This is a genomic window from Bradyrhizobium erythrophlei (assembly GCF_900142985.1).
Taxonomy (GTDB): domain Bacteria; phylum Pseudomonadota; class Alphaproteobacteria; order Rhizobiales; family Xanthobacteraceae; genus Bradyrhizobium; species Bradyrhizobium erythrophlei_B.
Genome location: NZ_LT670849.1, coordinates 2,776,268 through 2,800,117 on the forward strand (window position 1 = coordinate 2,776,268; position 23,850 = coordinate 2,800,117).

General features: G+C 62.4%; 31 protein-coding genes. 18 read left to right on the plus strand and 13 right to left on the minus strand.

Annotated features, from left to right (window positions below; all coding sequences use genetic code 11):
• Position 1 precedes the first annotated feature (1 nt).
• Complete coding sequence (gene ccmD / locus BUA38_RS12765; protein ID WP_072818243.1) at positions 2–178, plus strand: heme exporter protein CcmD; 177 nt, start codon at positions 2–4, stop codon at positions 176–178.
• A gap of 2 nt (positions 179–180) precedes the next feature.
• Positions 181–777 carry a DsbE family thiol:disulfide interchange protein gene (locus BUA38_RS12770; protein WP_072818244.1) on the plus strand — a complete coding sequence of 199 codons (597 nt, stop codon included), beginning with the start codon at positions 181–183 and terminating at the stop codon, positions 775–777.
• A gap of 35 nt (positions 778–812) precedes the next feature.
• On the opposite strand, the gene BUA38_RS12775 is transcribed toward BUA38_RS12770, so the two are convergent.
• The 3 genes from BUA38_RS12775 to ftsY form a co-directional block, all read right to left on the minus strand.
• Positions 813–1,430, minus strand: a complete 618-nt coding sequence (locus BUA38_RS12775; protein WP_072818245.1) for a Crp/Fnr family transcriptional regulator — start codon at positions 1,428–1,430, stop codon at positions 813–815.
• Between the two features lie 145 nt (positions 1,431–1,575).
• Positions 1,576–2,175, minus strand: a complete 600-nt coding sequence (locus BUA38_RS12780; RefSeq protein ID WP_072818246.1) for a septation protein A — start codon at positions 2,173–2,175, stop codon at positions 1,576–1,578.
• A gap of 9 nt (positions 2,176–2,184) precedes the next feature.
• Complete coding sequence (gene ftsY / locus BUA38_RS12785; protein WP_072818247.1) at positions 2,185–3,123, minus strand: signal recognition particle-docking protein FtsY; 939 nt, start codon at positions 3,121–3,123, stop codon at positions 2,185–2,187.
• A 176-nt stretch (positions 3,124–3,299) separates the two neighbouring features.
• Between ftsY and BUA38_RS12790 the strand changes: the two genes are divergently transcribed.
• Positions 3,300–4,040: an RluA family pseudouridine synthase gene (locus BUA38_RS12790; RefSeq protein WP_072818248.1), complete on the plus strand. Its 741-nt coding sequence runs from the start codon at positions 3,300–3,302 to the stop codon at positions 4,038–4,040.
• 3 nt (positions 4,041–4,043) lie between these two features.
• Here the strand turns inward: BUA38_RS12790 and BUA38_RS12795 are convergent, their stop codons facing one another.
• The 3 genes from BUA38_RS12795 to dapF all read right to left on the minus strand — a co-directional run bounded on the left by BUA38_RS12795 (position 4,044) and on the right by dapF (position 7,696).
• Complete coding sequence (locus BUA38_RS12795) at positions 4,044–5,435, minus strand: MFS transporter (RefSeq protein WP_072818249.1); 1,392 nt, start codon at positions 5,433–5,435, stop codon at positions 4,044–4,046.
• Between the two features lie 120 nt (positions 5,436–5,555).
• Positions 5,556–6,827, minus strand: a complete 1,272-nt coding sequence (gene mtaB / locus BUA38_RS12800) for a tRNA (N(6)-L-threonylcarbamoyladenosine(37)-C(2))-methylthiotransferase MtaB (RefSeq protein ID WP_072818250.1) — start codon at positions 6,825–6,827, stop codon at positions 5,556–5,558.
• A complete protein-coding gene (gene dapF / locus BUA38_RS12805) occupies positions 6,824–7,696 on the minus strand; it encodes a diaminopimelate epimerase (protein ID WP_072826075.1) in 873 nt (290 codons plus the stop codon). Before dapF ends, mtaB begins: the two co-directional genes overlap by 4 nt.
• A 202-nt stretch (positions 7,697–7,898) precedes the next feature.
• Between dapF and BUA38_RS12810 the strand changes: the two genes are divergently transcribed.
• Both BUA38_RS12810 and BUA38_RS12815 read left to right on the plus strand, forming a co-directional pair.
• On the plus strand, positions 7,899–8,567 hold the full coding sequence (locus BUA38_RS12810) for a GyrI-like domain-containing protein (protein WP_072826076.1): 669 nt from the start codon (positions 7,899–7,901) through the stop codon (positions 8,565–8,567).
• 7 nt (positions 8,568–8,574) lie between these two features.
• A complete protein-coding gene (locus BUA38_RS12815; RefSeq protein ID WP_072818251.1) occupies positions 8,575–9,294 on the plus strand; it encodes an SIMPL domain-containing protein in 720 nt (239 codons plus the stop codon).
• 28 nt (positions 9,295–9,322) lie between these two features.
• Here BUA38_RS12815 and BUA38_RS12820 read toward each other — a convergent pair whose 3' ends face one another.
• A complete protein-coding gene (locus BUA38_RS12820; RefSeq protein ID WP_072818252.1) occupies positions 9,323–10,306 on the minus strand; it encodes an MBL fold metallo-hydrolase in 984 nt (327 codons plus the stop codon).
• A 239-nt stretch (positions 10,307–10,545) separates the two neighbouring features.
• On the opposite strand from BUA38_RS12820, the gene ffh reads away from it, so the two are divergent.
• From ffh to BUA38_RS12855, 7 genes are all read left to right on the plus strand, one after another.
• Positions 10,546–12,099 (plus strand): signal recognition particle protein, encoded by a 1,554-nt coding sequence (ffh, locus tag BUA38_RS12825; RefSeq protein ID WP_072818253.1) that lies wholly within the window; start codon positions 10,546–10,548, stop codon positions 12,097–12,099.
• A 51-nt stretch (positions 12,100–12,150) separates the two neighbouring features.
• Complete coding sequence (gene rpsP / locus BUA38_RS12830) at positions 12,151–12,483, plus strand: 30S ribosomal protein S16 (RefSeq protein WP_072818254.1); 333 nt, start codon at positions 12,151–12,153, stop codon at positions 12,481–12,483.
• Positions 12,484–12,501: 18 nt separating this feature from the next.
• Positions 12,502–13,029, plus strand: a complete 528-nt coding sequence (gene rimM, locus BUA38_RS12835) for a ribosome maturation factor RimM (protein ID WP_072818255.1) — start codon at positions 12,502–12,504, stop codon at positions 13,027–13,029.
• Positions 13,026–13,745 (plus strand): tRNA (guanosine(37)-N1)-methyltransferase TrmD, encoded by a 720-nt coding sequence (gene trmD / locus BUA38_RS12840; RefSeq protein WP_072818256.1) that lies wholly within the window; start codon positions 13,026–13,028, stop codon positions 13,743–13,745. Before rimM ends, trmD begins: the two co-directional genes overlap by 4 nt.
• 103 nt (positions 13,746–13,848) lie before the next feature.
• Positions 13,849–14,229 (plus strand): 50S ribosomal protein L19, encoded by a 381-nt coding sequence (gene rplS, locus BUA38_RS12845; RefSeq protein WP_072818257.1) that lies wholly within the window; start codon positions 13,849–13,851, stop codon positions 14,227–14,229.
• 328 nt (positions 14,230–14,557) lie between these two features.
• On the plus strand, positions 14,558–15,964 hold the full coding sequence (leuC, locus tag BUA38_RS12850) for a 3-isopropylmalate dehydratase large subunit (protein WP_072818258.1): 1,407 nt from the start codon (positions 14,558–14,560) through the stop codon (positions 15,962–15,964).
• Positions 15,965–16,076: 112 nt separating this feature from the next.
• Positions 16,077–16,292 (plus strand): hypothetical protein, encoded by a 216-nt coding sequence (locus BUA38_RS12855; protein WP_072818259.1) that lies wholly within the window; start codon positions 16,077–16,079, stop codon positions 16,290–16,292.
• Positions 16,293–16,407: 115 nt separating this feature from the next.
• Here the strand turns inward: BUA38_RS12855 and BUA38_RS12860 are convergent, their stop codons facing one another.
• Complete coding sequence (locus BUA38_RS12860) at positions 16,408–16,905, minus strand: hypothetical protein (RefSeq protein ID WP_156898508.1); 498 nt, start codon at positions 16,903–16,905, stop codon at positions 16,408–16,410.
• On the opposite strand from BUA38_RS12860, the gene BUA38_RS36690 reads away from it, so the two are divergent.
• Positions 16,904–17,101, plus strand: coding sequence for a hypothetical protein (locus tag BUA38_RS36690; protein WP_156898509.1), 198 nt, complete (start codon positions 16,904–16,906; stop codon positions 17,099–17,101). The genes BUA38_RS12860 and BUA38_RS36690 overlap by 2 nt on opposite strands.
• A gap of 126 nt (positions 17,102–17,227) precedes the next feature.
• Here the strand turns inward: BUA38_RS36690 and BUA38_RS12865 are convergent, their stop codons facing one another.
• Complete coding sequence (locus BUA38_RS12865; RefSeq protein ID WP_072818261.1) at positions 17,228–17,425, minus strand: hypothetical protein; 198 nt, start codon at positions 17,423–17,425, stop codon at positions 17,228–17,230.
• Between the two features lie 257 nt (positions 17,426–17,682).
• Between BUA38_RS12865 and BUA38_RS12870 the strand changes: the two genes are divergently transcribed.
• Positions 17,683–17,901: a hypothetical protein gene (locus BUA38_RS12870; RefSeq protein ID WP_156898510.1), complete on the plus strand. Its 219-nt coding sequence runs from the start codon at positions 17,683–17,685 to the stop codon at positions 17,899–17,901.
• Between the two features lie 201 nt (positions 17,902–18,102).
• On the opposite strand, the gene BUA38_RS12875 is transcribed toward BUA38_RS12870, so the two are convergent.
• The gene (locus BUA38_RS12875) at positions 18,103–18,399 is read right to left on the minus strand and encodes a hypothetical protein (RefSeq protein ID WP_072826077.1); all 297 of its coding nucleotides are present in this window, start codon (positions 18,397–18,399) and stop codon (positions 18,103–18,105) included.
• Between the two features lie 248 nt (positions 18,400–18,647).
• Here BUA38_RS12875 and BUA38_RS12880 point away from each other — a divergent pair, with 248 nt between their 5' ends.
• The 3 genes from BUA38_RS12880 to BUA38_RS12890 all read left to right on the plus strand — a co-directional run bounded on the left by BUA38_RS12880 (position 18,648) and on the right by BUA38_RS12890 (position 20,273).
• Entirely contained in the window at positions 18,648–18,938 is a 291-nt protein-coding gene (locus tag BUA38_RS12880; protein ID WP_072826078.1) for a DUF1330 domain-containing protein, read from the plus strand.
• Between the two features lie 24 nt (positions 18,939–18,962).
• The gene (locus tag BUA38_RS12885) at positions 18,963–19,361 is read left to right on the plus strand and encodes a metallopeptidase family protein (RefSeq protein ID WP_072818263.1); all 399 of its coding nucleotides are present in this window, start codon (positions 18,963–18,965) and stop codon (positions 19,359–19,361) included.
• A gap of 123 nt (positions 19,362–19,484) precedes the next feature.
• Positions 19,485–20,273, plus strand: a complete 789-nt coding sequence (locus tag BUA38_RS12890) for a hypothetical protein (protein ID WP_072826079.1) — start codon at positions 19,485–19,487, stop codon at positions 20,271–20,273.
• 3 nt (positions 20,274–20,276) lie between these two features.
• On the opposite strand, the gene BUA38_RS12895 is transcribed toward BUA38_RS12890, so the two are convergent.
• Positions 20,277–21,155 carry an HpcH/HpaI aldolase/citrate lyase family protein gene (locus tag BUA38_RS12895; protein WP_072818264.1) on the minus strand — a complete coding sequence of 293 codons (879 nt, stop codon included), beginning with the start codon at positions 21,153–21,155 and terminating at the stop codon, positions 20,277–20,279.
• Between the two features lie 323 nt (positions 21,156–21,478).
• Between BUA38_RS12895 and BUA38_RS12900 the strand changes: the two genes are divergently transcribed.
• Positions 21,479–22,120 carry a carbonic anhydrase gene (locus tag BUA38_RS12900; RefSeq protein WP_072818265.1) on the plus strand — a complete coding sequence of 214 codons (642 nt, stop codon included), beginning with the start codon at positions 21,479–21,481 and terminating at the stop codon, positions 22,118–22,120.
• A 40-nt stretch (positions 22,121–22,160) separates the two neighbouring features.
• Here BUA38_RS12900 and BUA38_RS12905 read toward each other — a convergent pair whose 3' ends face one another.
• Both BUA38_RS12905 and BUA38_RS12910 read right to left on the minus strand, forming a co-directional pair.
• Positions 22,161–22,703, minus strand: coding sequence for a TIGR00645 family protein (locus tag BUA38_RS12905; protein WP_072818266.1), 543 nt, complete (start codon positions 22,701–22,703; stop codon positions 22,161–22,163).
• 33 nt (positions 22,704–22,736) lie between these two features.
• Complete coding sequence (locus tag BUA38_RS12910; RefSeq protein ID WP_072818267.1) at positions 22,737–23,771, minus strand: aspartate-semialdehyde dehydrogenase; 1,035 nt, start codon at positions 23,769–23,771, stop codon at positions 22,737–22,739.
• Positions 23,772–23,850: the final 79 nt, after the last annotated feature.

The window sequence follows — 23,850 nt, forward strand, 5'->3', positions numbered from 1 at the left end:
CATGTCGCTTGGTCCCTATGCGACGTTTATCGCGGCCTCCTATCTGGTGGTCCTGGTGGTTGTGGTGCTGTTGATCGCATGGATCGCCATCGACTATCGCAGTCAAAGGCGGCGGTTGAACGAACTGGAAACCGAAGGGGTTACCCGCCGCTCGGGACGCCAAACGACGGAGCTCTAGACATGGGCACGCCCGCCACATCGAACGAGACACCGCGAAGCTCGCGCTGGTTGATGGCGCTGCCGCTCGTCGTGTTTGCGGCGCTGGCTGCGATCTTCTGGTTCCGGCTCGGCAGCGGGGACCCATCACGGATTCCATCGGCGTTGATCGGCCGCCCCGCGCCACAAACCCCGCTGCCGCCGCTCGAGGGACTCACCAATAACGGCGCTGCAATCCCCGGCCTCGATCCCGCGACCTTCAAAGGCAAGGTCAGCGTCGTCAATGTCTGGGCGTCGTGGTGCGTGCCCTGTCATGACGAAGCCCCGCTCTTGACCGAGCTCGGCCGCGACAAGCGGCTGCAAATCGTCGGGATCAACTACAAGGACGCCGCCGACAACGCGCGACGCTTTCTCGGACGCTATGGCAATCCGTTCGGCATCGTCGGCGTCGACGTCAACGGCCGCGCCTCGATCGAATGGGGCGTCTATGGCGTGCCCGAAACCTTCATCGTCGGACGCGAAGGCACCATCGTCTACAAGCTCGTCGGCCCGGTGACGGCGGACAATATCAATACCGTACTGCGAACCGAGATCGACAAGGCGCTGAAGGCAGGCTCGTAACTACAGCTCCGATTCCGAAGTTCGCAAGCGCCGCACTAGCTCGATGGGCCTGGCGGTTGCGACGTCAGCGACAGGTTCTGGAACAGCCGTTTGCTTACCAGATGCAGAAAGTAAAAGCCGAACTTGGGGTCCTGCACGTAGAGCTGCTTGACGTGCTCGTAGCCGATCCGAAGCACATCGCCGCTTTCCATGCATTCGACGGTCGCCGTCCGCGCCTGACCCGCGTTCAATAAACCGAGTTCGCCAAACACCTCGCCGGTTGGCAGATCCAAATTCCGCTCCGTGACGCGGAACCGCCCTGAAACAATAAAAAACATTTCATCGGCCGGGTCGCCGCGACGGAACACAACGTCGCCGACAGAAAAGGATCTCGTCGAACTGAACGGCTTGACCCAGTTCAGGTTCAGGTCCTGCTTGGTGGCTTCCTCGATTTGCCGGATCAGCTTTCGCATCTGATGCAGCCTCAGAATATTGAGCGGCAACAAGATCAGATGGAGAAAGAGTACGGGATAGGCGTCGACGGCATACCCATAGCCGATGAAGAGGAAATTGCTGACGATGCCGGCGATCCGAAGCGGCACCATGGTTTTCATGTAGAACGTCACGAAAACGCATGACGCTGCGGCGTAGCCCAACAGTTCCGCGTGGGTCATTGGTCGCCTTCTTGCGGAAGAAATCGGATATCAAACCGCGCAAGCTTGCCGATGATTTCCGCAAATGCAAGACGCGCTGCAAAACGGAAGCAGACGACCATTCCAGCTCGCTCGCGGGTTCCCGCGACCGAACAAGCCGCCCAGTTCACTTGCTGACGTCACCCTCAGCCGCGTCGCTCGCCTGCAGCGAGACTGGATCGAGCTGGAAGCGCTTGACCAGCGGCATCTGGCTGATCGCGAAAATCATCGTCAGCGGGATCACGCCGAAGGCCTTGAAGCCGACCCAGAAATCGGTGCTCTGCGTGCGCCAGATGAATTCGTTCAGGATCGCCATCGCGAGGAAAAACAGCGCCCAGCGCAATGTCAGAATTCGCCAGCCCTTTGGCGTCAGATTGAATACCTGGTCGAACAGGATGGCGATGAAGGAACGGCCGAACAGCAATCCGCCGCCAAGAACGGCCGCGAACAGGCCATAGATGATGGTGGGCTTGACCTTGATGAAGGTCTCATCGTGCAGGACGAGTGTCAGCGTTCCGAACACCAGCACCACGACGCCGGTGACAAGCGCCATCAGCGGCACATGCCGTGTCACGACATAGGAGGCCGCCATCGCGGCGACGATCGCCACCATGAACGCAGCCGTCGCGACAAACAGATGGAATTTCGCATTCGCGATAAAGAATACGAGCAACGGCCCCAATTCGGTGGCGAGCTTGAACAGCGGGTGCGGCTGGGTCTTGTCCATACTGAAAGCCTATATCTCGATTCCGGCGATCGCCTTGGCAAAATCGCTCGCCGTAAACGGCGCGAGGTCGTCGATGCCCTCGCCGACGCCGATGAAATGCACCGGCAGCTTATATTTCTCCGCCAGCGCCACCAGAATGCCTCCACGCGCGGTGCCATCGAGCTTGGTCATCACAAGACCCGTGACTCCAGCGGTACGATGAAATGCATCGACTTGCGAGAGCGCGTTTTGTCCCACCGTGGCGTCGAGCACAAGGAGAACGGCATGCGGCGCCGTGTCATCGACCTTTCGGATGACGCGAACGACCTTTTCCAGTTCGTTCATCAATTCGGCCTTGTTTTGCAGCCGCCCGGCGGTATCGATCAGGAGCACATCACGCTTCTCCTCGCGCGCCGAGGATAATGCGTTGAAGGCAAGGCTCGCGGAATCCGATCCTTGCGCGCCGGCAATCACCGGCGACGTCGTGCGTTCGCCCCAGACCTTCAACTGTTCGATTGCGGCTGCCCGAAAGGTGTCTCCCGCGGCCAGCATGACCTTGCGGCCTTCCGCGGAAAAAATTGCCGCCAGTTTGCCGATGGTGGTGGTCTTGCCGGAGCCGTTGACGCCGACGACCAGAATGACGAACGGCCTTTGCGTCGCATCGATGATCAGAGGTTTTGCGACCGGCGCCAGCACCTTCTCGACCTCGGAGGCGACCACCGCCTTGACCTCATCGGCCGAGATCGACTTGTCGTAGCGGCCGTGACCGACGGCTTCGGAAATGCGCGCCGCGACTTCGGTTCCGAGATCGGCGCGGAGCAGCACGTCCTCGATGTCCTCGAGCATGGCGCGGTCGAGCTTACGCTTGGTCACGAGGTCGGCGACCGCCGTGCCAAGCGAACTGGACGTGCGCTTCAATCCGCTGGATAGCCGCCGCCACCAGCTCTGTTTAGGTGCTTCCTCAGTCATGGCGGGGTGTGTTGGCCGTTTAATCGCTAGCGATCCGATGCCAACATTCGCATCCCGTCTCAGCAGGCAAGTTTGCGAATGTTGGCATCAAAGGATCACTAGCAAGATATGAACCCGGTGGTGGAATTTTAGGGTTTGACATTCGCTTTTGGCGCTTGTGGTCGGTACTGTAGCGAATGTCAAACCCATTCCACCACAGTGAAAGCCTTGACCGTCCGATCGACGTTGCCCAGTTAACGGCGGAACAAATCCAGTCCCGCCTGCTTCATCGCGACGGTCTCATGCTTGTGATCGACAAGCCCGCAGGTCTGCCGGTCCATCGGGGTCCCAAGGGCGGTCCCAACCTGGAAGCTTCTTTCGACGCCTTGCGATTCGGCCTGCCTCGCCCGCCGGTACTGGCCCATCGGCTCGACAAGGACACGTCGGGCTGCCTCGTGCTTGGACGGCACCGCAAGGCCACCGCCTCGCTCGGGCTTTTGTTCAAGCACGGCAAGGTCTCAAAAACATATTGGGCGATCGTCGAAGGTGGCCCAACCGCGGATGAAGGCATCATCGACCTGCCGCTCGGCCGGCTCAACGCCGAGCGTGGCTGGTGGCAGAAGGTCGACGAGCAAGGTCAGCCGGCGGTCACCAACTGGAAAGTGATGGGGCGCGGCGACGGTCTGACCTGGCTGGCGCTCGAGCCCGTCACCGGCCGCACCCATCAACTTCGCGTGCACACGTCGGCCCAGGGCTGGCCGATCGTCGGCGACAATATCTACGGCAACGGTCCGCGCTTCGGTGAGCCGCGTTTGCATCTGCATTCCCGCGAAATCGGAATTCCGATTTCAAGGAACAAGGAGCCGGTGCGCGTGGTGGCGCCGGCGCCCGAACACATGCACGCGCGTTTGCGCGCCTGCGGGTGGAACGGCGAGTAGCCTCTACGCCGCCGCGACACCGGCGAAAGACGCCGCGCGCTGGCGCTCGTAATCCTGCTTTTCGATCGGCACCGCATCCGGATTGCCGAGATCGTTCGCGGCAATCCGATAGGTCTCGCGCGCCGAGAAGGCCGCCAGCGCCGAAATGACCGTGACGCCAAAGGCGATCGCGCCGACCGTGAACGCGACGTTGGTCGATCCGGGAGGAGCGACCGTTGCGAACAGCGCCGGCAGCAGCGCCGTGATCATGGTGCCGATATTCTGCGCGATCGCCATCGCCGAAACGCGGTACCTGGTCTGGAACAGTTCAGGATAGAAACTCGGAAACACCGCGTTGTAGCCCTGATAGACGAGGCCCCACATCAGAATCGAAAGCGCGATCGCCATCGGAACGCTCTTGATGCTGATCGCATAGAGATAGGCGAACGCGAGCAGGCCTGAGCCCAGCGCGCCGATGATCATGGGCGGCCGTCTGCCGATCTTGTCCGAGAGATTGCCGATCAGCGGGATCACGATAATGGCGGCGATATTGCCGAGCACCGGAATCCAGAGATAGACGTCAGGCCTGAAGCCGATTCCATAAGCCGGCTGCACCGCGTAGGCCGCGCCGAAGATCGTTGCCACGACCGGAATCGTGTTCATCAGCGCCATGAGGATCACGCGCAACATATCGGCCCAGCTCGTCTTGAAGGCCTGCAGGACGGGCGCTTTGGGGACGGCGCCCTGCTGGCTCTCCTTGGCGAAGGCCGGCGACTCCGCGACCTCGCGCCGGATGAGATAGGCGACGACCAGCACGAGGAAACTCAGCAAGAACGGGATGCGCCAACCCCAGGCGTTGAAATCTTCCTTGGGCATGTAGGCGGCGATCGGGAGGAAGACGGCGGCGGCGAGAATCTGCCCGGTCTGAACGCCCTGCAACGTAAAGCTGGCGAAGAATCCCCGACGGCCGAATGGCGCATGCTCAAGCACCATCGAACTTGCGCCTGAAATTTCGCCGGCGACCGCAAAACCCTGCATCAACCGCAGCGCGACCAGGAGCGCGGGCGCCCAGACGCCGATCTGCTGATAGGTCGGAAGCAGGCCGACCAGCACGGTCGAGCAGCCCATCAGGATCAGGCACAGCACCAGCACGCTCTTGCGCCCGTGCGTATCGCCGTAGTGGCCGAGCACGAAGGCGCCGATCGGCCGTGCAACATAACCGACGCCATAGGTTGCCAATGAGGCGACAATCGCCACGGTCGGATTCTGCGAGGGGAAGAAGATCTGCGGAAAGACGAGAGACGCCGCCGTCGCATAGATGAAGAAATCGTAGTATTCGAGCGTCGATCCGATCCAACCGCTGGCGGCCGCAATCTTCGATTGGCGCAAAAGCTTCGGGCTATCGCCTGACGTCATCTGTTTCCCCCGGTAGTGGCCGTTCGTGCGGCCGATTTTTTTGGAGTCTATCGCTCCCTGTCGGAAACATATCGCGAGGGCGCGATAACACAATTGCCAATTTGCGTGGTTCGACCTGAACTAGACGGCCAGGCGCGCGCCGTCATGGCCGGAGATCGTAAGCCGCCGCACGGCTCCCGACGTTTCGCCGCGGATCGCAACCGGCAGGAAGTGCTCGGTGCGGCCTTGCGTGGCGCTCTCGATCAGAATCTCGCGGCGTTTGCCGACCTCCGATTCGAGACGCCGCCGCAACGCGACCTCGCCGGCCGCGCGCAAGCGGCCGGCGCGCTGCTTGATCAAGCCGCCTTCGACCTGCGGCATGCGCGCGGCCGGCGTGCCCGGACGTTGCGAATAGGGAAAGACGTGCAGGAACGTGAGGCCGCATTCCTCCACGAGATCGAGCGAGCGGGCAAACATGTCTTCCGTCTCGGTCGGGAAGCCCGCGATGATATCGGCGCCAAACGCAATGTCCGGCCGCAGGCGCCGTACCTGCGCGCAGAAATCGATCGCCTGTTGCCGCGAGTGACGCCGCTTCATGCGCTTCAGGATCAGGTCGTCGCCGGATTGCAATGACAGATGCAGATGCGGCATCAGCCGCTTGTCGCCCGCGATCGCATCCAGAAGATCGCGATCGACCTCGATCGAATCGACGGAGGAAATCCGCAGGCGCGTGAGCTCCGGCACCTCCCGCAGAATCTGTTTGACCAATTGGCCAAACCTGGGAGTGCCCGGCAGATCGGCGCCATAGCTTGTCAGGTCAACGCCGGTCAGCACGATTTCTGGATGACCACGTTCGACCTGCGCACGGACTTGCGCGATCGCATCCGCCATCGGCACCGAACGTGAATTGCCGCGGCCGAAAGGAATGATGCAGAAGGTGCAACGATGATCGCAGCCATTCTGCACCTGCACGAAGGCGCGCGGCAGTCCGTTCTGCAAACCGTCCAGGCGAGGCGGCGCCGTCTGCCGCACCGACATGATGTCGGTGACCGCGATCTTGTCGCGAGATGCGCTGCCGGAATTGCGTTCGCCATCGAGCGCGGCACGCGCACCCGTCCAGGCTTCGCCCCGCATCTTGTCGTCATTGCCGACGACGCGATCGACCTCGGCCATATCGGCGAACATCCGGGCTTGCGTCTGCGCCGCGCAGCCGGTGACGACGATGCGCGCTAGTGGCCGCTCGCGCTTCAGCCGACGGATCGACTGGCGCGCCTGCGCCACCGCCTCGCTGGTCACGGCGCAGCTGTTGATGACGATGGTGTCGTTGAGCCCGGCACGTTCGGCCTCGTCGCGCACCACCTCGGACTCGTACGCGTTGAGGCGGCAACCGAAGGTGACGACCTCGACGCTCATGAGACGGAAGCAAACAGCGCCGGGTCGAACTGGCCTTCGAATTCAAACACGGCCGGCCCCGTCATCAGCACATGATCGTCGCGCTCGCGCCATTCGATGGTCAGCTCGCCGCCGGGCAACGTGATTTGCACGGTGCGATTGACGCGCTTCAGCCGCGCCGCCGCGACCGCGGTGGCGCAGGCCGCCGAGCCGCAGGCCCTGGTCAGCCCTGCGCCGCGCTCCCAGGTTCGGATCGTGATGTGGTCACGATCAACGATATGGGCGAGCGTGATGTTGGCGCGCTCGGGAAAGATCGGATGATTTTCCAGGAGCGGACCAAAGCGGCCGAGATCGTAGGCCTCAACGTCCTCGACCCAGAATATCGCATGCGGATTGCCCATGCTGACGACGGACGGCGTGTGCAGGATCGGCGCATCGATCGGACCGATCTGCAGCTCGATGCCGCGGGTGTCGCGAAATTCTTCCGCCAGCGGAATGTCTTGCCAGCCGAACTTCGGCACGCCCATGTCGACCGTATAGAGACCGGCCGCCGGCCCCTGCCAGCAATTCAGCAGACCCGCATTGGTCTCGAAGGTTACCGCGTTCTCGCCCGAGGCCTCGAAGATGCGCCGCGCCACACAACGCATGCCGTTGCCGCAGGCGCCGGCTTCCGAGCCGTCGTTGTTGTAGATGCGGATATAGGCTTCGGTGCCCTGAAGGCGCGGCGGTTGCAGCACCATCAACTGGTCGTAGTGAACGCCCTTGGGCGAAGCGACGGCGCGCGCGTCATCGGCCGTGACCGGACCGGGCCGGTCGCGCAGATCGACCACGACGATCTCGTTGCCGGCCCCGTTCATCTTGGCATAGCTGTGGTTGGCGAGCGCGCTCATCGATTTCATCTATCCAGCCAGTCTTATATGGCCAACGCCGGCATTTTAGCTAGATGTGGTTTATCTGTGTCGCAGGTCCTTGCCCGGCGGGGAGGAGGCATGAAATATCGGTAAATATCTGGCACGGGACGAACGCCACGCTTGCGTGTTAGACATCCGGGATTCGCGCATGCGGGCCAGAAAGGCCATGGAGAGGACCCCGATGAACTACGCCAGCTTTTTCCGCGTCGCCCTGGTCGCGCTGGTCCCGATGGTTGCCGCTGCACTCCCTGCCGCCCGCGCACAGACGCCCGCGCCCGCTCCTTCCACCCCTGCCCCCTCGGCGACGCCCGCCCCGCCGCCGGCCGAGACCAAATCTCCGGGCGACCTGCCGTCGACCACGCCTCCCGCTCCCGCGCCGGTTCAGGCCGCCGATCCCTTCGGCGAGCAGATCGCGCTGGCGTCGAAAACTGTCATCGCCACCAAGGGCACGGCGAACTGGGACACCGCGTTCGAGACGCTGCTGGCGTCATTGAAGACGCTGTCCGCCGAACTTGCGAAGCAGGGCGGCAAGGCCGCCGGCAATTCGATGATCGTCTACACCTCCACGGACGACACCGGCTTCAGCTATCTGGCGGAAATTCCGGTCGAGCAGGAACCGAAGGACCTGCCGAAGACGATCACCGTCGCCAAGTCGCCCGAAGGCAAGGCGCTCAAGTTCGTCCATCGCGGCTCATACGAGAACATGGACAACACCTACGAGGCCATCACCAATCACCTCGACGACAAGAAGCTCGAAGCCAAAGACACCTTCATCGAGGAGTACGTCACCGATCCCCTCAAGACGAACGAGGACAAGCTGGTGATCAATGTTTACGTTCCGCTGAAGTGAGGGCTTGATGAGCAGGCGGATTTTCTCTCGCGCTTTCTTTGTTGCTGCGGTTGCGGGCACGGCCTTCGCTGCGCCCGCCTGCGCCGAAGGAGATCAGCCGCCGTCCTTTATCTCCGTCACCGGCGAAGCTCGCATTTCGGTGCCACCGGATCTGGCGCAGATCGATGCCGGCGTGACATCGGAGGCGAAAAGCGCGCGCGAGGCGTCCGACGCCAACAACGCTGCGATGGGCAAGGTGCTGCTGGCGCTCAAGGGCACAGGCCTCGACGAAAAGGACTACCAGACCTCACGCCTGTCATTGCAGCCGCAATATTCCTCGGCCAAGTCCAGCGGACCTGCCGCCATCACCAGCTATCGCGCCAGCAACCGCGTGACGATCCGCCTGCGCGACGTCACCAAGGTCGCCAGCATCATCGATACGCTGGTCACCGCCGGCGCCAACGAAATCGGCGGCATCAATTTCATGGTGTCGCAGGCCTCGAAACTGCTCGACGATGCGCGCGGACAGGCGGTCGCCGATGCCCGCCGCAAGGCCGAGATCTATGCGAAGGCGGCGGGCGTCACGCTCGGCGCACCCTTGAGCATCTCGGAAGAGGGCGCCGCGCAGCCGCTGTTCCGCGCCCGGATGGCGGCGCCGATGGCGGCCGCGCCTGTGCCGATCGCGCAGGGCGAGGAGACGCTCTCGATCACGGTCGGCATGACCTGGGCGATCAAGAAAGAGCCGTAAGGTCTCGTCATTGCGAGCGCAATGACAACTAAATCTCGAACACCTGGCCCGGCTTGAGCGCGACGAAGCGTTCGCGCGGGATCTTCGCTGCGTCGAGCGCTTGCGCAAGCGCGATCACCGGCGCGTCGATCGCTTCGTCCGTGAGCTGAAACGTGCCGTTGTGATGGGCGAGCGCCTGCGCCGCACCACAATCGGCGAGTGCCATCACCGCGTCGGCGGGATTCATGTGCTGGTCCTTCATGAACCAGCGCGGCTCATAGGCGCCGATCGGCAACAACGCCAGCCGCAACGGGCCATGCGCCCTTCCGACATCGCGAAAGTGCTTACCCTCGCCGTAACCGGAATCGCCAACGGCGTAGATTTTCCCGGCCGGCGTCTCCAGGACAAAACTCGCCCATAGCTGACGATTGCGGTCGAACAGCCCGCGCGCCGACCAGTGCCGTGTCGGCACCAAGGTCACGGCGACGCCGTTGCCGAGTTCGACACGATCCCGCCAATCGAACGCCTCGGCGCGAATTTTTGAGTCCGCATTGCGCATGGTGAGATCGTTGCCGAGCGGCGTGATCACGCGCGGCGAGAATTTTTTCGCTAATCTCGACAGCGTGGCAACGTCGAGATGATCGTAATGGCCGTGCGAGACCAGTACGACATCGATATCGGGCAAGGCATCAAAGGCGACGCCGGGGTCGTTGTGTCGTTTTGGCCCGGCAAAGGCAAAGGGCGAGACCCGCTCCGACCAGACGGGATCGACCAGGATGTTGAGGCCCGCGGTCTGGATCAGCCAGCTCGCATGCCCCACGAACGACAGCCGCGCTTTATCGCCGTCGACGCGCGCAGGCGGGGTGTCGGCATGGGGACTGGGCGCCCATTCCGGCCACACCGCGCGCTTGCGATTGCTGCCGAACTGCCAGCGCAGCACATCGCTGAGCTTTTTGGGCGGCACGCCGTCGGGGTCGAAGAAAACCCGGCCATCGAAATGGTCGGAAGGAGGCTTGTTGCTGGAACCGTGCATGGGGCAGGGATTGGCGGTGAAAAGGCCCGGCTGCGCAAGGGGAAAGCAATGCCGGCGGGTTCACGAACGCGCCAGCCTGGATCAGGCTTTTCCTTGACTTTTGGCCGTTTGAGGCGTTTAAACCCGCCCAATTCATCGAAAAGATTGTCCTTTTCGACCCGCCGACCGGCCCCAGAGGCCGGAGGCTAACGCCCGACAGCGCGATGCGCCCTCGGGCGCAAACGTGTTTGGAGCAGCACTTGTTCGACAATCTGTCGGAAAAGCTGGGTGGCATTCTCGATCGGCTGACGCGGCGCGGCGCGCTGACGGAGGCCGATGTCGACGCGGCGATGCGCGAGGTACGGCGCGCGCTGCTGGAGGCCGACGTCTCGCTCGACGTCGTCCGCTCCTTCACCGAACGCGTGCGCGAGCAGGCGATCGGCGCCACCGTCGTCAAATCGGTCACGCCCGGCCAGATGGTGGTCAAGATCGTCCATGACGAGCTCGTCGCCACGCTCGGCTCCGACGGCCAGAGCATCGACCTCCATGCGGTGCCGCCAGTCGCGATCATGATGGTCGGCCTGCAAGGCTCCGGCAAAACCACGACCACCGCCAAACTCGCCCGCCGCATGGTCCAGCGCGACAAGCGCAAGGTGCTGATGGCCTCGCTCGATATCTACCGCCCCGCGGCGATGGAGCAGCTCGCGGTGCTCGGGCGCGACCTCGATATTCCGACGCTGCCGATCGTCGACGGACAGAAGCCGGCGCAGATCGCCAAGCGGGCGCTCGAGGCCGGCAAGCTCGGCGGCTACGACGTGGTGCTGCTCGACACCGCCGGCCGCACCACGCTCGACGAAGAGATGATGAGCGAAGCGGCGGAGATCAAGGCGACCGCCAATCCGCACGAAGTTCTGCTGGTCGCGGATTCGCTCACCGGCCAGGACGCGGTGAATCTGGCGCGCGCGTTCGATCAGCGCGTCGGGCTCACGGGTATCGCGCTGACGCGCGTCGACGGCGACGGCCGCGGCGGCGCGGCGCTGTCGATGCGCGCGGTCACCGGCAAACCGATCAAGCTGATGGGCACCGGCGAAAAGACCGATGCGCTGGAAGATTTTCACCCCTCACGTATCGCCGGGCGCATTCTCGGCATGGGCGACGTGGTCTCGCTGGTCGAGAAGGCCGCCGCCAATATCGACGCGGAAAAAGCCGCGCGCACCGCCGAGCGGATGCGCAAGGGCCAGTTCGACCTTTCCGACATGCGCGAGCAGTTGCTGCAAATGGCGAGCATGGGCGGCATCTCCGGCCTGATGGGCATGATGCCTGGCGTTGCCAAGATGAAGAACCAGATCGCGAACGCCGGGATCGACGACAAGATCATCAAGCGCCAGGTCGCGTTGATCGATTCGATGACGCGGCAGGAACGCAAGAGCCCGGACATTCTCAAGGCCAGCCGCAAGAAGCGGATCGCGGCCGGCGCCGGCGGCAAAGTCGAAGACCTCAACAAGCTGCTCAAGATGCACCGGAACATGGCCGACATGATGAAGGCCATGGGTTCGGGCAAGCGCGGCCCGCTCGCGGGTATCGCGCAGGCGATGGGCTTTGGCGGCGGCGCCATGCCGTCACCCGATCAGATGAAAGCGATGGCCGAGAAAATGAAAGGCGGCGGACTGCCGGAAGGCATGCCTAGCCTGCCGAAAGAACTTCCCGCCGGCCTTCGGACCGGTTTGCCGAACGTACCGGGGCTCACAGGACTGCCGAACAAGCCGACGCTTCCCGGCCTCGGCGGCTTTCCAGGCCTCGGCAAGAAGAAATAGCTGCAAGATTCACCCTCGTTCGAACAAACACACAGTCTTAAGGAGAACCAGATGTCAGTCGTTATCCGCCTCGCCCGCGCAGGCACCAAGAAGCGTCCCGTCTATCACGTCGTCGTTGCCGACTCGCGCTTTCCGCGCGACGGCCGCTTCATCGAGCGCCTCGGCCATTTCAATCCGCTGCTGCCCAAGGACAACACCGAGCGGCTGAAGCTCGACATGGACAAGCTCAAGGCCTGGCTCGCGAAGGGCGCGCAGCCGTCGGACCGCGTGATGCGTTTCCTCGACGCCGCCGGCGTGAAGAAGCGCGAGAAGCGCAACAACCCGGAAAAGGCCGTGCCGCGCAAGGAGCGCAAGGCGCAGGCCGAAGCCGCCGCGAAGTCGTAAGCCTTCCGGAAGGCGACGGTGCCTGCACAGGTCTGCGTCGCCAGAATCGGCGCTGCGCACGGCGTGCGCGGTGCCGTCAAGCTATGGACCTTCACCGAAGATCCGTTTGCGGTGAAGGACTATGGTCCGCTCTCGACCAAAGACGGCGCGCGCCACTTTGAATTGACCAGCGCGCGCGAGGCCAAGGACCACCTGGTTGTCACCTTCAAGGGTGTTGCGACCCGCAACGACGCCGAGCGCCTCAACGGCGTCGAGCTCTATATTCCGCGCGACAAACTGCCCGAGACCGATGACGACGAATATTATCACGCCGACCTGATCGGGCTCGACGCGGTAACGACCGTTGGTGAGTTGCTCGGCCGCGTGATTGCGATCCATAATTTCGGCGCCGGCGATATCATCGAGATCGCGCCGCCGAACGGTACGACGATCCTGTTGCCGTTTTCCAACGCCGTGGTGCCGACCGTCGATATCGCCGGCGGCCGCGTCGTGATCGAAATGCCGAAGGAAGTCGAAGGCGATAAACCAGGCGATGCAGAGCCATGACTTCACCCTGGCGCGCGACCGTTCTGACCCTGTTTCCGGAGATGTTTCCGGGGCCGCTCGGCGTGAGCCTCGCGGGCAAGGCGCTTGCCTCCGGGGTCTGGGCGCTGGAAGCGCGCGACATCCGCGATTCTGCCACCGACCGCCATCGCAGCGTCGACGACACGCCCGCCGGCGGCGGCCCCGGCATGGTGCTGCGCGCTGATGTTCTGGCGGCGGCGATCGATGCTGCGGCCGCAGCTCCTGACCGGCCGCATTTGCTGATGAGCCCGCGGGGTCGGCCATTGACCCAGTCGCGGGTGCGGGAACTCGCTGCCGGGTCGGGTCCATTGGTCATTTGCGGCCGCTTCGAGGGGGTGGACCAGCGGGTGATCGAAGCCCGCCAGCTCGAGGAGGTCTCGATCGGCGACTATGTGCTGTCGGGCGGCGAAATCGCCGCCATGGCCCTGATCGACGCCTGCGTCCGGCTGCTGCCGGGGGTGATGGGAAGAGCGGAATCCGCGTCCGAAGAGAGTTTTGCCGAATCCCTACTGGAATACCCCCAATATACCCGTCCTCAGACCTTCGAGGGGCGTCCAATCCCGGAAATCCTGACCTCGGGCGACCACGCCAAGGTTGCCGCCTGGCGGAAAGCGGAGGCAGAGGCCCTGACAAGGGCGCGGCGGCCGGACTTATGGCGGGCTTTCGAAAAGGCATCAAAAAGCACGACAAAGGAGTGACAAAGCTCACCCTTTGCCTTATACGAGCGCCAATTCCGAGAAGTGACGGCATGGATCGCGAGCCCCCCGGGTTGGCAGGGCGCGCCGCCGATGGAGATTACCAATGAACCTCATTCAGCAGCTCGAAAAAGAGCAATTCGAAAAGATGTCCGCCGGCAAGGACATTCCGGATTTCGCGCCGGGCGACACCGTGATCGTCAACGTCAAGGTGGTCGAAGGCGATCGCACCCGCGTGCAGGCCTATGAAGGCGTTTGCATCGGCCGTTCCGGCGGCGGCCTCAACGAGAGCTTCACCGTGCGCAAGATTTCCTACGGCGAAGGCGTCGAGCGCGTCTTCCCGGTGATGTCGCCGATGATCGATTCGATCAAGGTGGTGCGCCGCGGCAAGGTGCGCCGCGCCAAGCTCTATTACCTGCGCAATCTGCGCGGCAAGTCGGCGCGCATTGTCGAGAAAACCGACCACGCCAAGGCTGTTGGCGAGTAATTCGAGCCCCATAACGGCTTGTTCGAGAGCGCGGGGTTCGCCCCGCGCTTTTTTGTTGCCGGTGGACCGCCTTTCGCAGAGCAGTCTGGCGCGAAGGCATCTCGCGTTGACGCCTGCGCATGCTATATACGATCTCAAATGGTACTAGATCATACCAGCACTGCCCCTCGACGGATCGTCATCGACGATCACGCGCGCCTGCCCGGCCGCTTCTTCGGGCGGTTTGCGACGTCGGCGACCTCGGAACTTGCGCGCCCGCTTTGATGTGGCGCCGCTATTCGGCGCGTTTTCCGTCTCGCAACGATTTCGATTTTAGGAGCTCACGCTCATGTCCAAGCCGACAACCCTGTACGACAAGATCTGGAACGATCATCTGGTTCACGAAGCCGAAGACGGCACCAGCCTGATCTATATCGACCGCCATCTGGTGCACGAAGTGACCTCGCCGCAGGCGTTCGAAGGCCTGCGCGTCTCGGGGCGAAAAGTCCGTGCGCCTGAAAAGACGCTGGCCGTCGTCGACCACAACGTGCCGACCTCCGATCGCAGCAAGCCCAATCCCGATCCGGAAAGCGCCGAGCAGATCGCCGTGCTCGCCGAAAACGCCAAGCATTTCGGTATCGAATACTTCAATGAGTTCGATCGCCGCCAGGGCATCGTTCACGTCATCGGCCCCGAGCAGGGCTTTACCCTGCCCGGCACCACGGTCGTCTGCGGCGACAGCCACACATCGACCCACGGTGCGTTCGGCGCGCTGGCGCACGGCATCGGCACCTCCGAGGTCGAGCATGTGCTGGCGACACAAACCCTGATCCAGAAGAAGGCCAAGAACATGCGCGTGGTCGTCGACGGCAAGTTGCCGGACGGCGTCACCGGCAAGGACATCATCCTGTCGATCATCGGCGAGATCGGCACCGCGGGCGGCACCGGCTACGTGCTGGAATATGCCGGCGGGGCGATTCGCGCGCTGTCGATGGAAGGCCGCATGACGGTCTGCAACATGTCGATCGAAGGTGGCGCGCGCGCCGGCCTGATTGCGCCCGATCAAACCGCCTACGAATTCCTCAAGGGCCGGCCGAAGTCGCCAAAAGGCGCAGCCTGGGATGCAGCGGTGCGATACTGGGAAAGCCTGCGCAGCGATGACGGCGCGCATTTCGACCGTGAGATCAGGTTGGATGCAGCCAAGCTGCCGCCGATCGTGACCTGGGGCACCTCGCCCGAAGACGTCGCGTCCATCACCGGAAGCGTGCCGGACCCCGACAAGATCGCCGACGAAGCCCAGCGCCTCTCGAAGCAGCGCGCACTCAACTACATGGGACTGACGGCCGGCACCAAGATCACCGACATCAAGCTCGACCGCGTCTTCATCGGTTCCTGCACCAACGGACGCATCGAGGACTTGCGCGCGGCGGCCAAGATTGCAGCCGGCAAGACGGTGAACGCCAATGTCTATGCGATGATCGTGCCCGGCTCGGGAATCGTGAAGGAGCAGGCGGAAGCCGAAGGTCTCGACAAGATCTTCATCAAGGCCGGTTTTGACTGGCGCGAGCCCGGCTGCTCGATGTGCCTGGCCATGAACCCGGACAAGCTCAAGCCCGAGGAGCGCTGCGCCTCGACCTCGAACCGCAATTTCGAGGGCCGCCAAGGCTTTAAGGGCCGCACGCACCTGGTCTCGCCGGCTATGGCGGCGGCCGCCGCGATCGCCGGCCACTTCGTCGATATCCGGGAGTGGCATTAAATAGCGCGACTTGCGTCAAAACGGCGTCCTCAAAGAAGGACGCCGTTAACCGATTGCGCGCAGACTTGTCGGGCAGTGGGAGCCCATTTGTGTCTCCACGAAAGTATCCGTCATGGCCGACAAAACCGACAAGCCTGAATTCGTCGATACGATCGGCGAAGCGACAACGCAGCGCTATCGGCGCGTGATGCCGCGCGTCAACAAGAGCCCCGCCGCCAAGGAAGCTCCAAAGATGAGCAACTGGCCGCCGGTGCGCCTTGAGCAATGGCGGATGGAAAATCTGACGCCATGGAAGATCAAGCCCTGGAAGCTCAAGGACTGGATCTGAACCGGCCACCGGCCGCGCATGCGGTTTCGACAAAGCTTTGCCGTCGCACCAAAAGGATCAGGCGCCCGTTGAGGGCGCCTGACTCACCTCACCTCACGTGTCTCGAACCTCAACGTTAGGCGTGATGAAGCCTGCGATGATGGAAGCGCCGGTGTGCGCGGTGGTAATGGCGCTTGACGCGATGATGGCAGACGACGCGCGGGCCATGCACGGTCGACACCCGATGGCAGCCTCCTCCGGCGACAAAGGCGGGAGCGGGATAGACGACAGGATAGGCGGGATAAACCGGATCATCGTAGTAGGTGGAATCGTCATACGGGTAATCGTCGTAGTAGACGCCGCCGACAAAAACCCTGCCGAAATGATGCCGGCGAACGAATCCGTGGCCGGCATATCGGGGAACGCCGTATCGCGGGACACCTGCAACAGCCGCGGGTGCGACAACGGTCGCAGCACCAACGCCGATCGCGCTGCCGCGAACGAACGAGCCGCTCACGCCGCCACCGCTAAAGCCGTGACCGCCGCTCCAGCCGCCCGCGCCGCGGCTACTGCCGCCTCCACCGCCGCCGTGCATGCCACGGGCGTCGGCTTGCTGACCGGAGATCGACAACATGAAGAGCGCCAAGGCGCCAAATGCACGTGGCCACGAAAGCAATCGAACTGAACTACGCATCATCGGTGTGGTCCTTTTGGCTTTGCAAGGCAAAGCTCCGCCTCGGCGCATGACACGCGTCAGCCTGGCCGGTCATGTTTCGATGAGTGGTATCCTTGGAATTGAAACTAGAGCGAACAATCTGAACGCGCCATGAATGTTTCAGTCATCAATTCAAGCGACTGCGAATGCCGGAACCAGTTCCGCGCAAAAAAATTTGTAGCTTGGGGGGAATAAAAAACGAGCCCGCGTCGGGCGGGCCCGTTGATGTCACTCCACCAGCTTACCAGTGGCGGCGATGCCAGTGCCGGTGCCAGCGGCGATGCCAGCGGACTTCCGTCATCGAAGCCTTGGAGCCTTCCTGGATCGTGGTGACCGTGGCGGGATTCGCCAGCGACAGTGCCTGGGCCTGCTTGGCCGGAGCGGCAAGGACCAATACCGCGCCGAGTGCAGCGAGGCCCAGAACTCTCGTCATCTTCATTGATATCTCCCCTTCGGTGACCGGTACAATGCCAGCGCCATGCGGCCGATCTGATCAGCCGCTCTCCACAGCGCAGACCGCAAGCTGGGAGGGAGCGACGTCAATGGAGTGAGTGTCTGCGCCGGGATCACCAATGCGCTACTCATGATCGTGTTCCAGAGCGCGCGGAAAATTTAATAGGCGTGCCAAAAACGCATCTCGCCGCGCGACGTATCTTGAGTGAACAAGACGTTTCGTGAGTGAAGGAGGAGGTCGCGATGAGTCTTCCGCTTCGGCTTTGTGCACTTGCCGGTGGAATGTTTCTGTCTGTGACAGTCACGACAGCAGCATTTGCTTCTCAGGGACCTGGCACGGGTCCCGGCACGGCGAGCGCGGCGGCGCAGCTTGCAATCGCGATCGTCATTTATGGCGGCGCGGCCCTGATCCTTGCCGCTAGCCTGGCGGCTGCGATCAAGCGCGGGCTTTCAAAACGATGAATATGCGTCTGGTAGGATGCGAATTTAGAACCGGATCACTAGAGCTCCGATTCCGAGGTTCGCATGATATCGCGGCGACCTCTGATGCGAACCTCGGAATCAAAGGAGCTCTAGCAACTTACTGTTTCTAGTGCGGCTTCGAATTTGAAGTTCCTTTAACCAACTCGCGGCGAAACTGATAGGAACTTCAAATTCGCCGCACTAGCCGCGGCGCCAGACGCAGGTCATGCGCGGCACGATCACGGTGCCGCTCGGCCGGAATTCCTGCACGTAGGTGGCGTTGCAGACCCGCACCGCGTCGGGGCCCGGATTATAGCGCGGATACACGTCATCCGGCTCGGCGAGGGTGCGCGGATAAACGCGAACCCGCCGCGGCGGACGGGGGCGCGCTGGGCGTGCAGCCAGATCGTCTGGCGTCAACGCCTGCGCGACGCGTGTGCCCTGCTGCGCCGTCTGGGCTTCGGCGCTGACCGCAAGCAGCGAAGCGGCGCCGGTCATGGCGACAGAGAAGCTCACCGAAATTGCCAGTTTCTTGTAATCCATATGACGCGCCCCAAACTCGTTATTGACCCTACGGTCTCCGATTGCAGCGGCAACGTCAACTCCGCGGCAGGCCATTTTCCAGCGAACCGCGCGCGATGTCACCCGTTACGCCGGTGTCACGGGATTTTGCTGGACGCGGTTCCGCCATGTCGCGAAATTGCTCTAAACAGGCAGCCAGCGACGACGTGCGAGGGGAAAAGGTCATGACAGTGTATGTCATCGTGCAGCTCAAGATGACCGATCGCGCGGCCTACGACCGCTATCAGGCCCGCTTTTTCGACGTGTTCAAGAAATTCAGCGGACGGTTGCTGTCGGCGGACGAAAATCCGGCCGTGGTGGAAGGCGTGTGGGCATGCGACAAGCTGGTCCTGATGTCGTTTCCCGACCAGACCGCCTTCTCCGCTTGGGCCAACTCGCCGGACTATCTGGAAATATCCAGGGACCGCAAAGCCGGCGCGACGGCGGTGGTGTTGCTGGCAAAGGGATTTGGCTAAGACCTCAACTCTCAGGACAACGTCATGTGGACAACAGCCAAAGCACCGTCGCTTGCCGAAATGGAAGCCATGGCGCACGACATCTTCGGCCGCCTGCCCAAAACCTTCCACGACCTGTGTGAAGGCGTGATCCTTCGAGTGGAGGATTTCCCGACCGACGAAGTTCTCGACGAGATGGACGCGGAGAGCGAATTCGATCTGCTTGGCCTGTTTCAGGGGACCGGCCTGCCGCAGCAGAGCAGCGGTGACGTCGCGAGGCTTCCCAACCTGATCTGGCTCTACCGGCGGCCGATCCTGGATTATTGGGCCGAGCACGACGAGACGCTGGGAGGGATCGTCCGCCATGTGGTGATCCACGAAATCGGGCATCATTTCGGCCTCTCCGACGAGGACATGGCTGCTATCGAAGCCTCGGCGGGTTAGGTCGGCTTTCGCCCTTTTGCGAAGGGTTCATTCGCGATAAACGACAGCTCCCAAGTTGCTGCTGTCCGTTCCAACCAGGCAGTGACGCGTTTTCTTCACGCTTAGCTTGAAAACTCCATGGTCCTGCGTCCTGAAATCGTCACCTTCTGGCACGGCCCGCTCGACGGTTTGCGGCGTCTGTGCCTGCGTTCGCAGGTCGCCGCCGGCCACAAGGTGACCGTCTACAGCTTCGAGCCGATCGCGCAATTGCCTGATGGCGTCGGCAATGCCGAAGCCGAAGCGATCCTGCCGCACGCCTTCGCCGAACGCCTGCGTCCGGCACGGCCCGATGGCGTCTGGATCGACCGGACCATGCTGCAATTTTCGGATTTCTTCCGGATCCGGCTGATGGCGAAAAGCGCCGGGCTCTGGCTCGACGCCGACGTTCTCCTGCTCAAGGCGGCCGAGCTCGATCCCGCAAAACCCTATTTCGCGTGGGAGCGGCCGCGCCAGCTCGGCAACTCGGTTTTGTACCTGCCGCCGAACGATCCGATCGTCTCGGCTTTCGAAGCGTTGATGGCGCAGGACGAATTGACGCCGGACTGGTTGTCGCTCCAGCATCGCCTGACGTTTCTGCTGCACCGGTTGCGCGGGACGACGCGTCTGTCGGAAGTGCGCCTGGCGATCTATGGTCCGGCCTCGCTCACGGCACTCGCGCACCGCGCCGGCGAGTTGAACCTCGCGCTGCCGAAAAAGTCATTCTATGCCGTGCACGCCGAACCTGAGCTGTTTTTTCAGCCGCAGGATTTTTCAGGCCTGATCCGCGACCCCGAAATCATCGGCTTCCACATCTCGCCGAAGGGACGCGGCAACCAGAAGCCCGTCGCCGGCAGTCTGCACGCCTGGGCGGCGGAGAAGTTCGGCGTCGCGTAGCGCTTAACGCCCCATCGCGGCGATCGAATCCGCAATCGCGATCGTGCGGCGCGCCATATCGGCGTGCAGACGCTCCACCATCTGCCCATCGAGTGAGATGGCGCCGCGCGCGGCATTCTCCGGCTTTTCGAACGCGGCGATGACCTTGCGCGCCCGTTCGACCTCCTCGGCCGGTGGCGTGAAGATGACGTTGCAGGCCTCGATCTGGCCCGGATGAATCAGCGTCTTGCCGTCGAAGCCGAGATCGCGCGCCTGCGTGCATTCCTGATTGAAGCCATCGACATTGCTGAAATCGCTGTAGGGCCCGTCGAGGATTTCGAGGCCGTAAGCCCGTGTCGCCAGAATGCAGTGCGTGATCATCGGCAGCATGATCGCCCGTCCCGGCTGCATGCGGATTCGCGTCTCGCGCGAGATGTCATTGGGGCCGAATACAAAGCCTGACAAGCGCGGCTCGACATCGCGCGAGCTAGCTGCGAGTTCCTCCGCGTGCAGCACGGCGCGCGCAGTCTCGATCATGGCCCAGACGCGGATCGAGGGGTCGGCGTTCGCCGCATGCAACGCACTTTTGATGGTACGGATGTCATCGACGCTGGAAACTTTCGGCACCAGAATGGCGTGGGGCTTGGCCTTGGCGGCCATCTTGACGTCGTCGGCCCAGAACGGCGTGTCCAGTGCGTTGGTCCGGATCCAGATTTCACGCTTGCCGAATCCGCCGGCTTCGATCGCCTTGGCGATCTGGTCGCGGGCCAGACCCTTGGCTTCCGCCGCCACCGAGTCCTCGATGTCGAGGATGATGCAGTCGGCGGCAAGAATGCGCGCCTTTTCCAATGCGCGCGAATTCGAGCCGGGCATGAACAGAAGGCTGCGGCGCGGATGGGTCATGATTTCATCCCTTTGAGTTCGGCTCTTGAAACGAGCTCCAGCGGAACTGCCAATAGCCTATTGTTTCGGCATGGACCTTTTCCGGCGACGGCTTAACATCTCAAGCTTGGTTCCGAAAGTCTTGTTCCCGCCTGTCGCATGTGGTTAGCAGCTAGTGGAGTGGATTTGGCATTCGCTACCCGCCTAGCCGCAAATTCGGAAAGCGAATGTCAAATCCGAAACTCCACTAGAGACATATATTTGATAGTGGTCCTTTTGATTCTAACGTTCGCAAAAGTGACCGCTGAGAAGGGATGCGAACGTTAGAATCGGACCACTATCGAATGATCACCTTCCCGCAAAAGCTCATCGACGGTTATCGTACCTTCGCCACGCAGCGGCTGCCGACCGAGCAATCGCGTTACCGTGAGCTCTCCGAAGGTGGCCAGGCGCCGGAAGTCATGGTGATCGGCTGCTGTGACTCGCGGGTGTCGCCGGAGGTGATCTTCGACGCCGGTCCCGGCGAGCTGTTCGTGGTGCGCAACGTCGCCAACCTCGTGCCGGTCTACGCACCCGACAGCGGCACCCACGGCGTATCGGCCGCGCTGGAATATGCCGTCAACGTTCTCAAGGTCAAACACGTTGTGGTACTCGGCCACGCACAGTGCGGCGGCATCCGCGCCTTCATCGACAAGGCCGCACCGCTGTCGCCGGGCGATTTCATCGGCAAGTGGATGGCAATGTTCGTGAAGCCGGGCGAGGTCGTCGAGCAACGCGACCGGGAGAGCATGGCCGAGTTCACGGAACGGATCGAAAAGGCCGCCGTGTTCCGCAGTCTGGAAAACCTGACGACGTTTCCCTTTGTGCGCAAGGCGGTCGAGGGCGGCGACATGCAGTTGCACGGCGCCTATTTCGGCGTGGCGGAGGGATCGTTGTTCGTGCTCGACAAGACGAGCAAAAAGTTCGTGAGCGCAGGCCAGCCGTAAGGTCCGGCATAATGAAGCAGCGAAGCGAACGCCCTTCGCTTCAGTGATCGCTGCCCCAGCGATCGGACAGCGCCAGCATCACGGCCGAAACCACGAACACCAGATGCACGCCAACCAGCCAGGCCAGTTTCTGGGGTTCAAAGACCGTGTCGATGCTCATGAACGCCTTCAACACCTGGATCGCCGAAATCGCCACGATGGAGGCGAGCATCTTTTGCTTTAGTCCGGCGAAATCGACCTTGGTCATCCATTCCGGCCAGTCGGGGTGGTTGCCGGGATCGATCCGCGAGACGAAATTCTCGTAACCGGAAAAGACGACGATCAGGATCAGATTGCCGATCAGCGAGACGTCGATCAGGCTGAGCGCACCGAGGATGATATCGGCTTCGGTGGCGGCCGACGCGTGGAGGATGAACTCCCACAGCTTCGTGATGAATTTGAACAACATCACCGCGAGGCAGATGACGAGACCGAGATAGAACGGCGCCATCAACCAACGGCTGTTGAACAACAAGCCTTCGAAAGCGTTCTCGACGCGTTTCAGCTTTGGATTAGGCCGATAGGGAGCCGGCTGCTCGTTCATCGCAGTCGCCCTCCCGTTTACCCCGGCGCCCCGTTAAGCCGCCTTCTTCTTCGCGCTGATCAGCTTGCGGTTGATCAGGACTTCGGCAATCTGGATCGCGTTCAGTGCCGCACCCTTGCGCAGGTTGTCGGACACGCACCACAGCACAAGACCGTTCTCGACCGTCGCATCGGCGCGGATGCGGCTGATATAGGTGGCGTCTTCGCCGGCGGCCTCGTAGGGCGTGACGTAGCCGCCCGGTTCGTGCTTGTCGATCACGAGGCATCCGGGCGCGCTGCGCAGGATGCTGCGGGCTTCATCCGGAGAGATCGGATTCTCGAACTCGATGTTGACGGCCTCCGAGTGGCCGACGAACACCGGCACGCGCACGCAGGTGGCGGAAAGCTTGATCTTGGGATCAAGAATCTTCTTGGTCTCCGCCATCATCTTCCACTCTTCCTTGGTGTAGCCGTCCTCCATGAACACGTCGATCTCGGGGATGACGTTGAAGGCGATACGCTTGGGGAATTTCTTATTGATGAGTTCGCTGTTGGTGTAGACGGCCTTGGTCTGCGAGAACAGTTCGTCCATCGCATCCTTGCCGGCGCCCGACACCGACTGATAGGTCGAAACCACGACGCGCTTGATGATGGCCTTGTCGTGCAGTGGCTTGAGCGCCACGACGAGCTGCGCGGTCGAGCAGTTCGGATTGGCGATGATGTTCTTCTTGGTGAAGCCCGCGGCCGCATCCGCGTTCACTTCCGGCACGATCAGCGGCACGTCCGGATCCATGCGCCAGGCGGACGAATTGTCGATCACGACCGCGCCGGCGGCGCCGATCTTGGGCGACCATTCTTTCGATACCAAACCGCCCGCCGACATCAGGCAGATGTCGACGTCGGAGAAATCGTAGTGCTCGAGCGCTTTGACCTTCAGGGTGCGGTCGCCATAGGAGACTTCGACGCCGACGCTGCGGCGTGACGCCAGCGCCACGACCTCGTCAGCAGGGAATTTGCGCTCGTCCAGAATGTTGAGCATTTCCCGCCCCACATTACCGGTCGCGCCGACCACTGCGACTTTGTAACCCATCGTTCACTCTCCGAAGAAAAAAGCTCAGCCCCCGCCGCGCGCGGAAAGGGAAGAAGTGGCGCTTCTATGCGAGAAACGC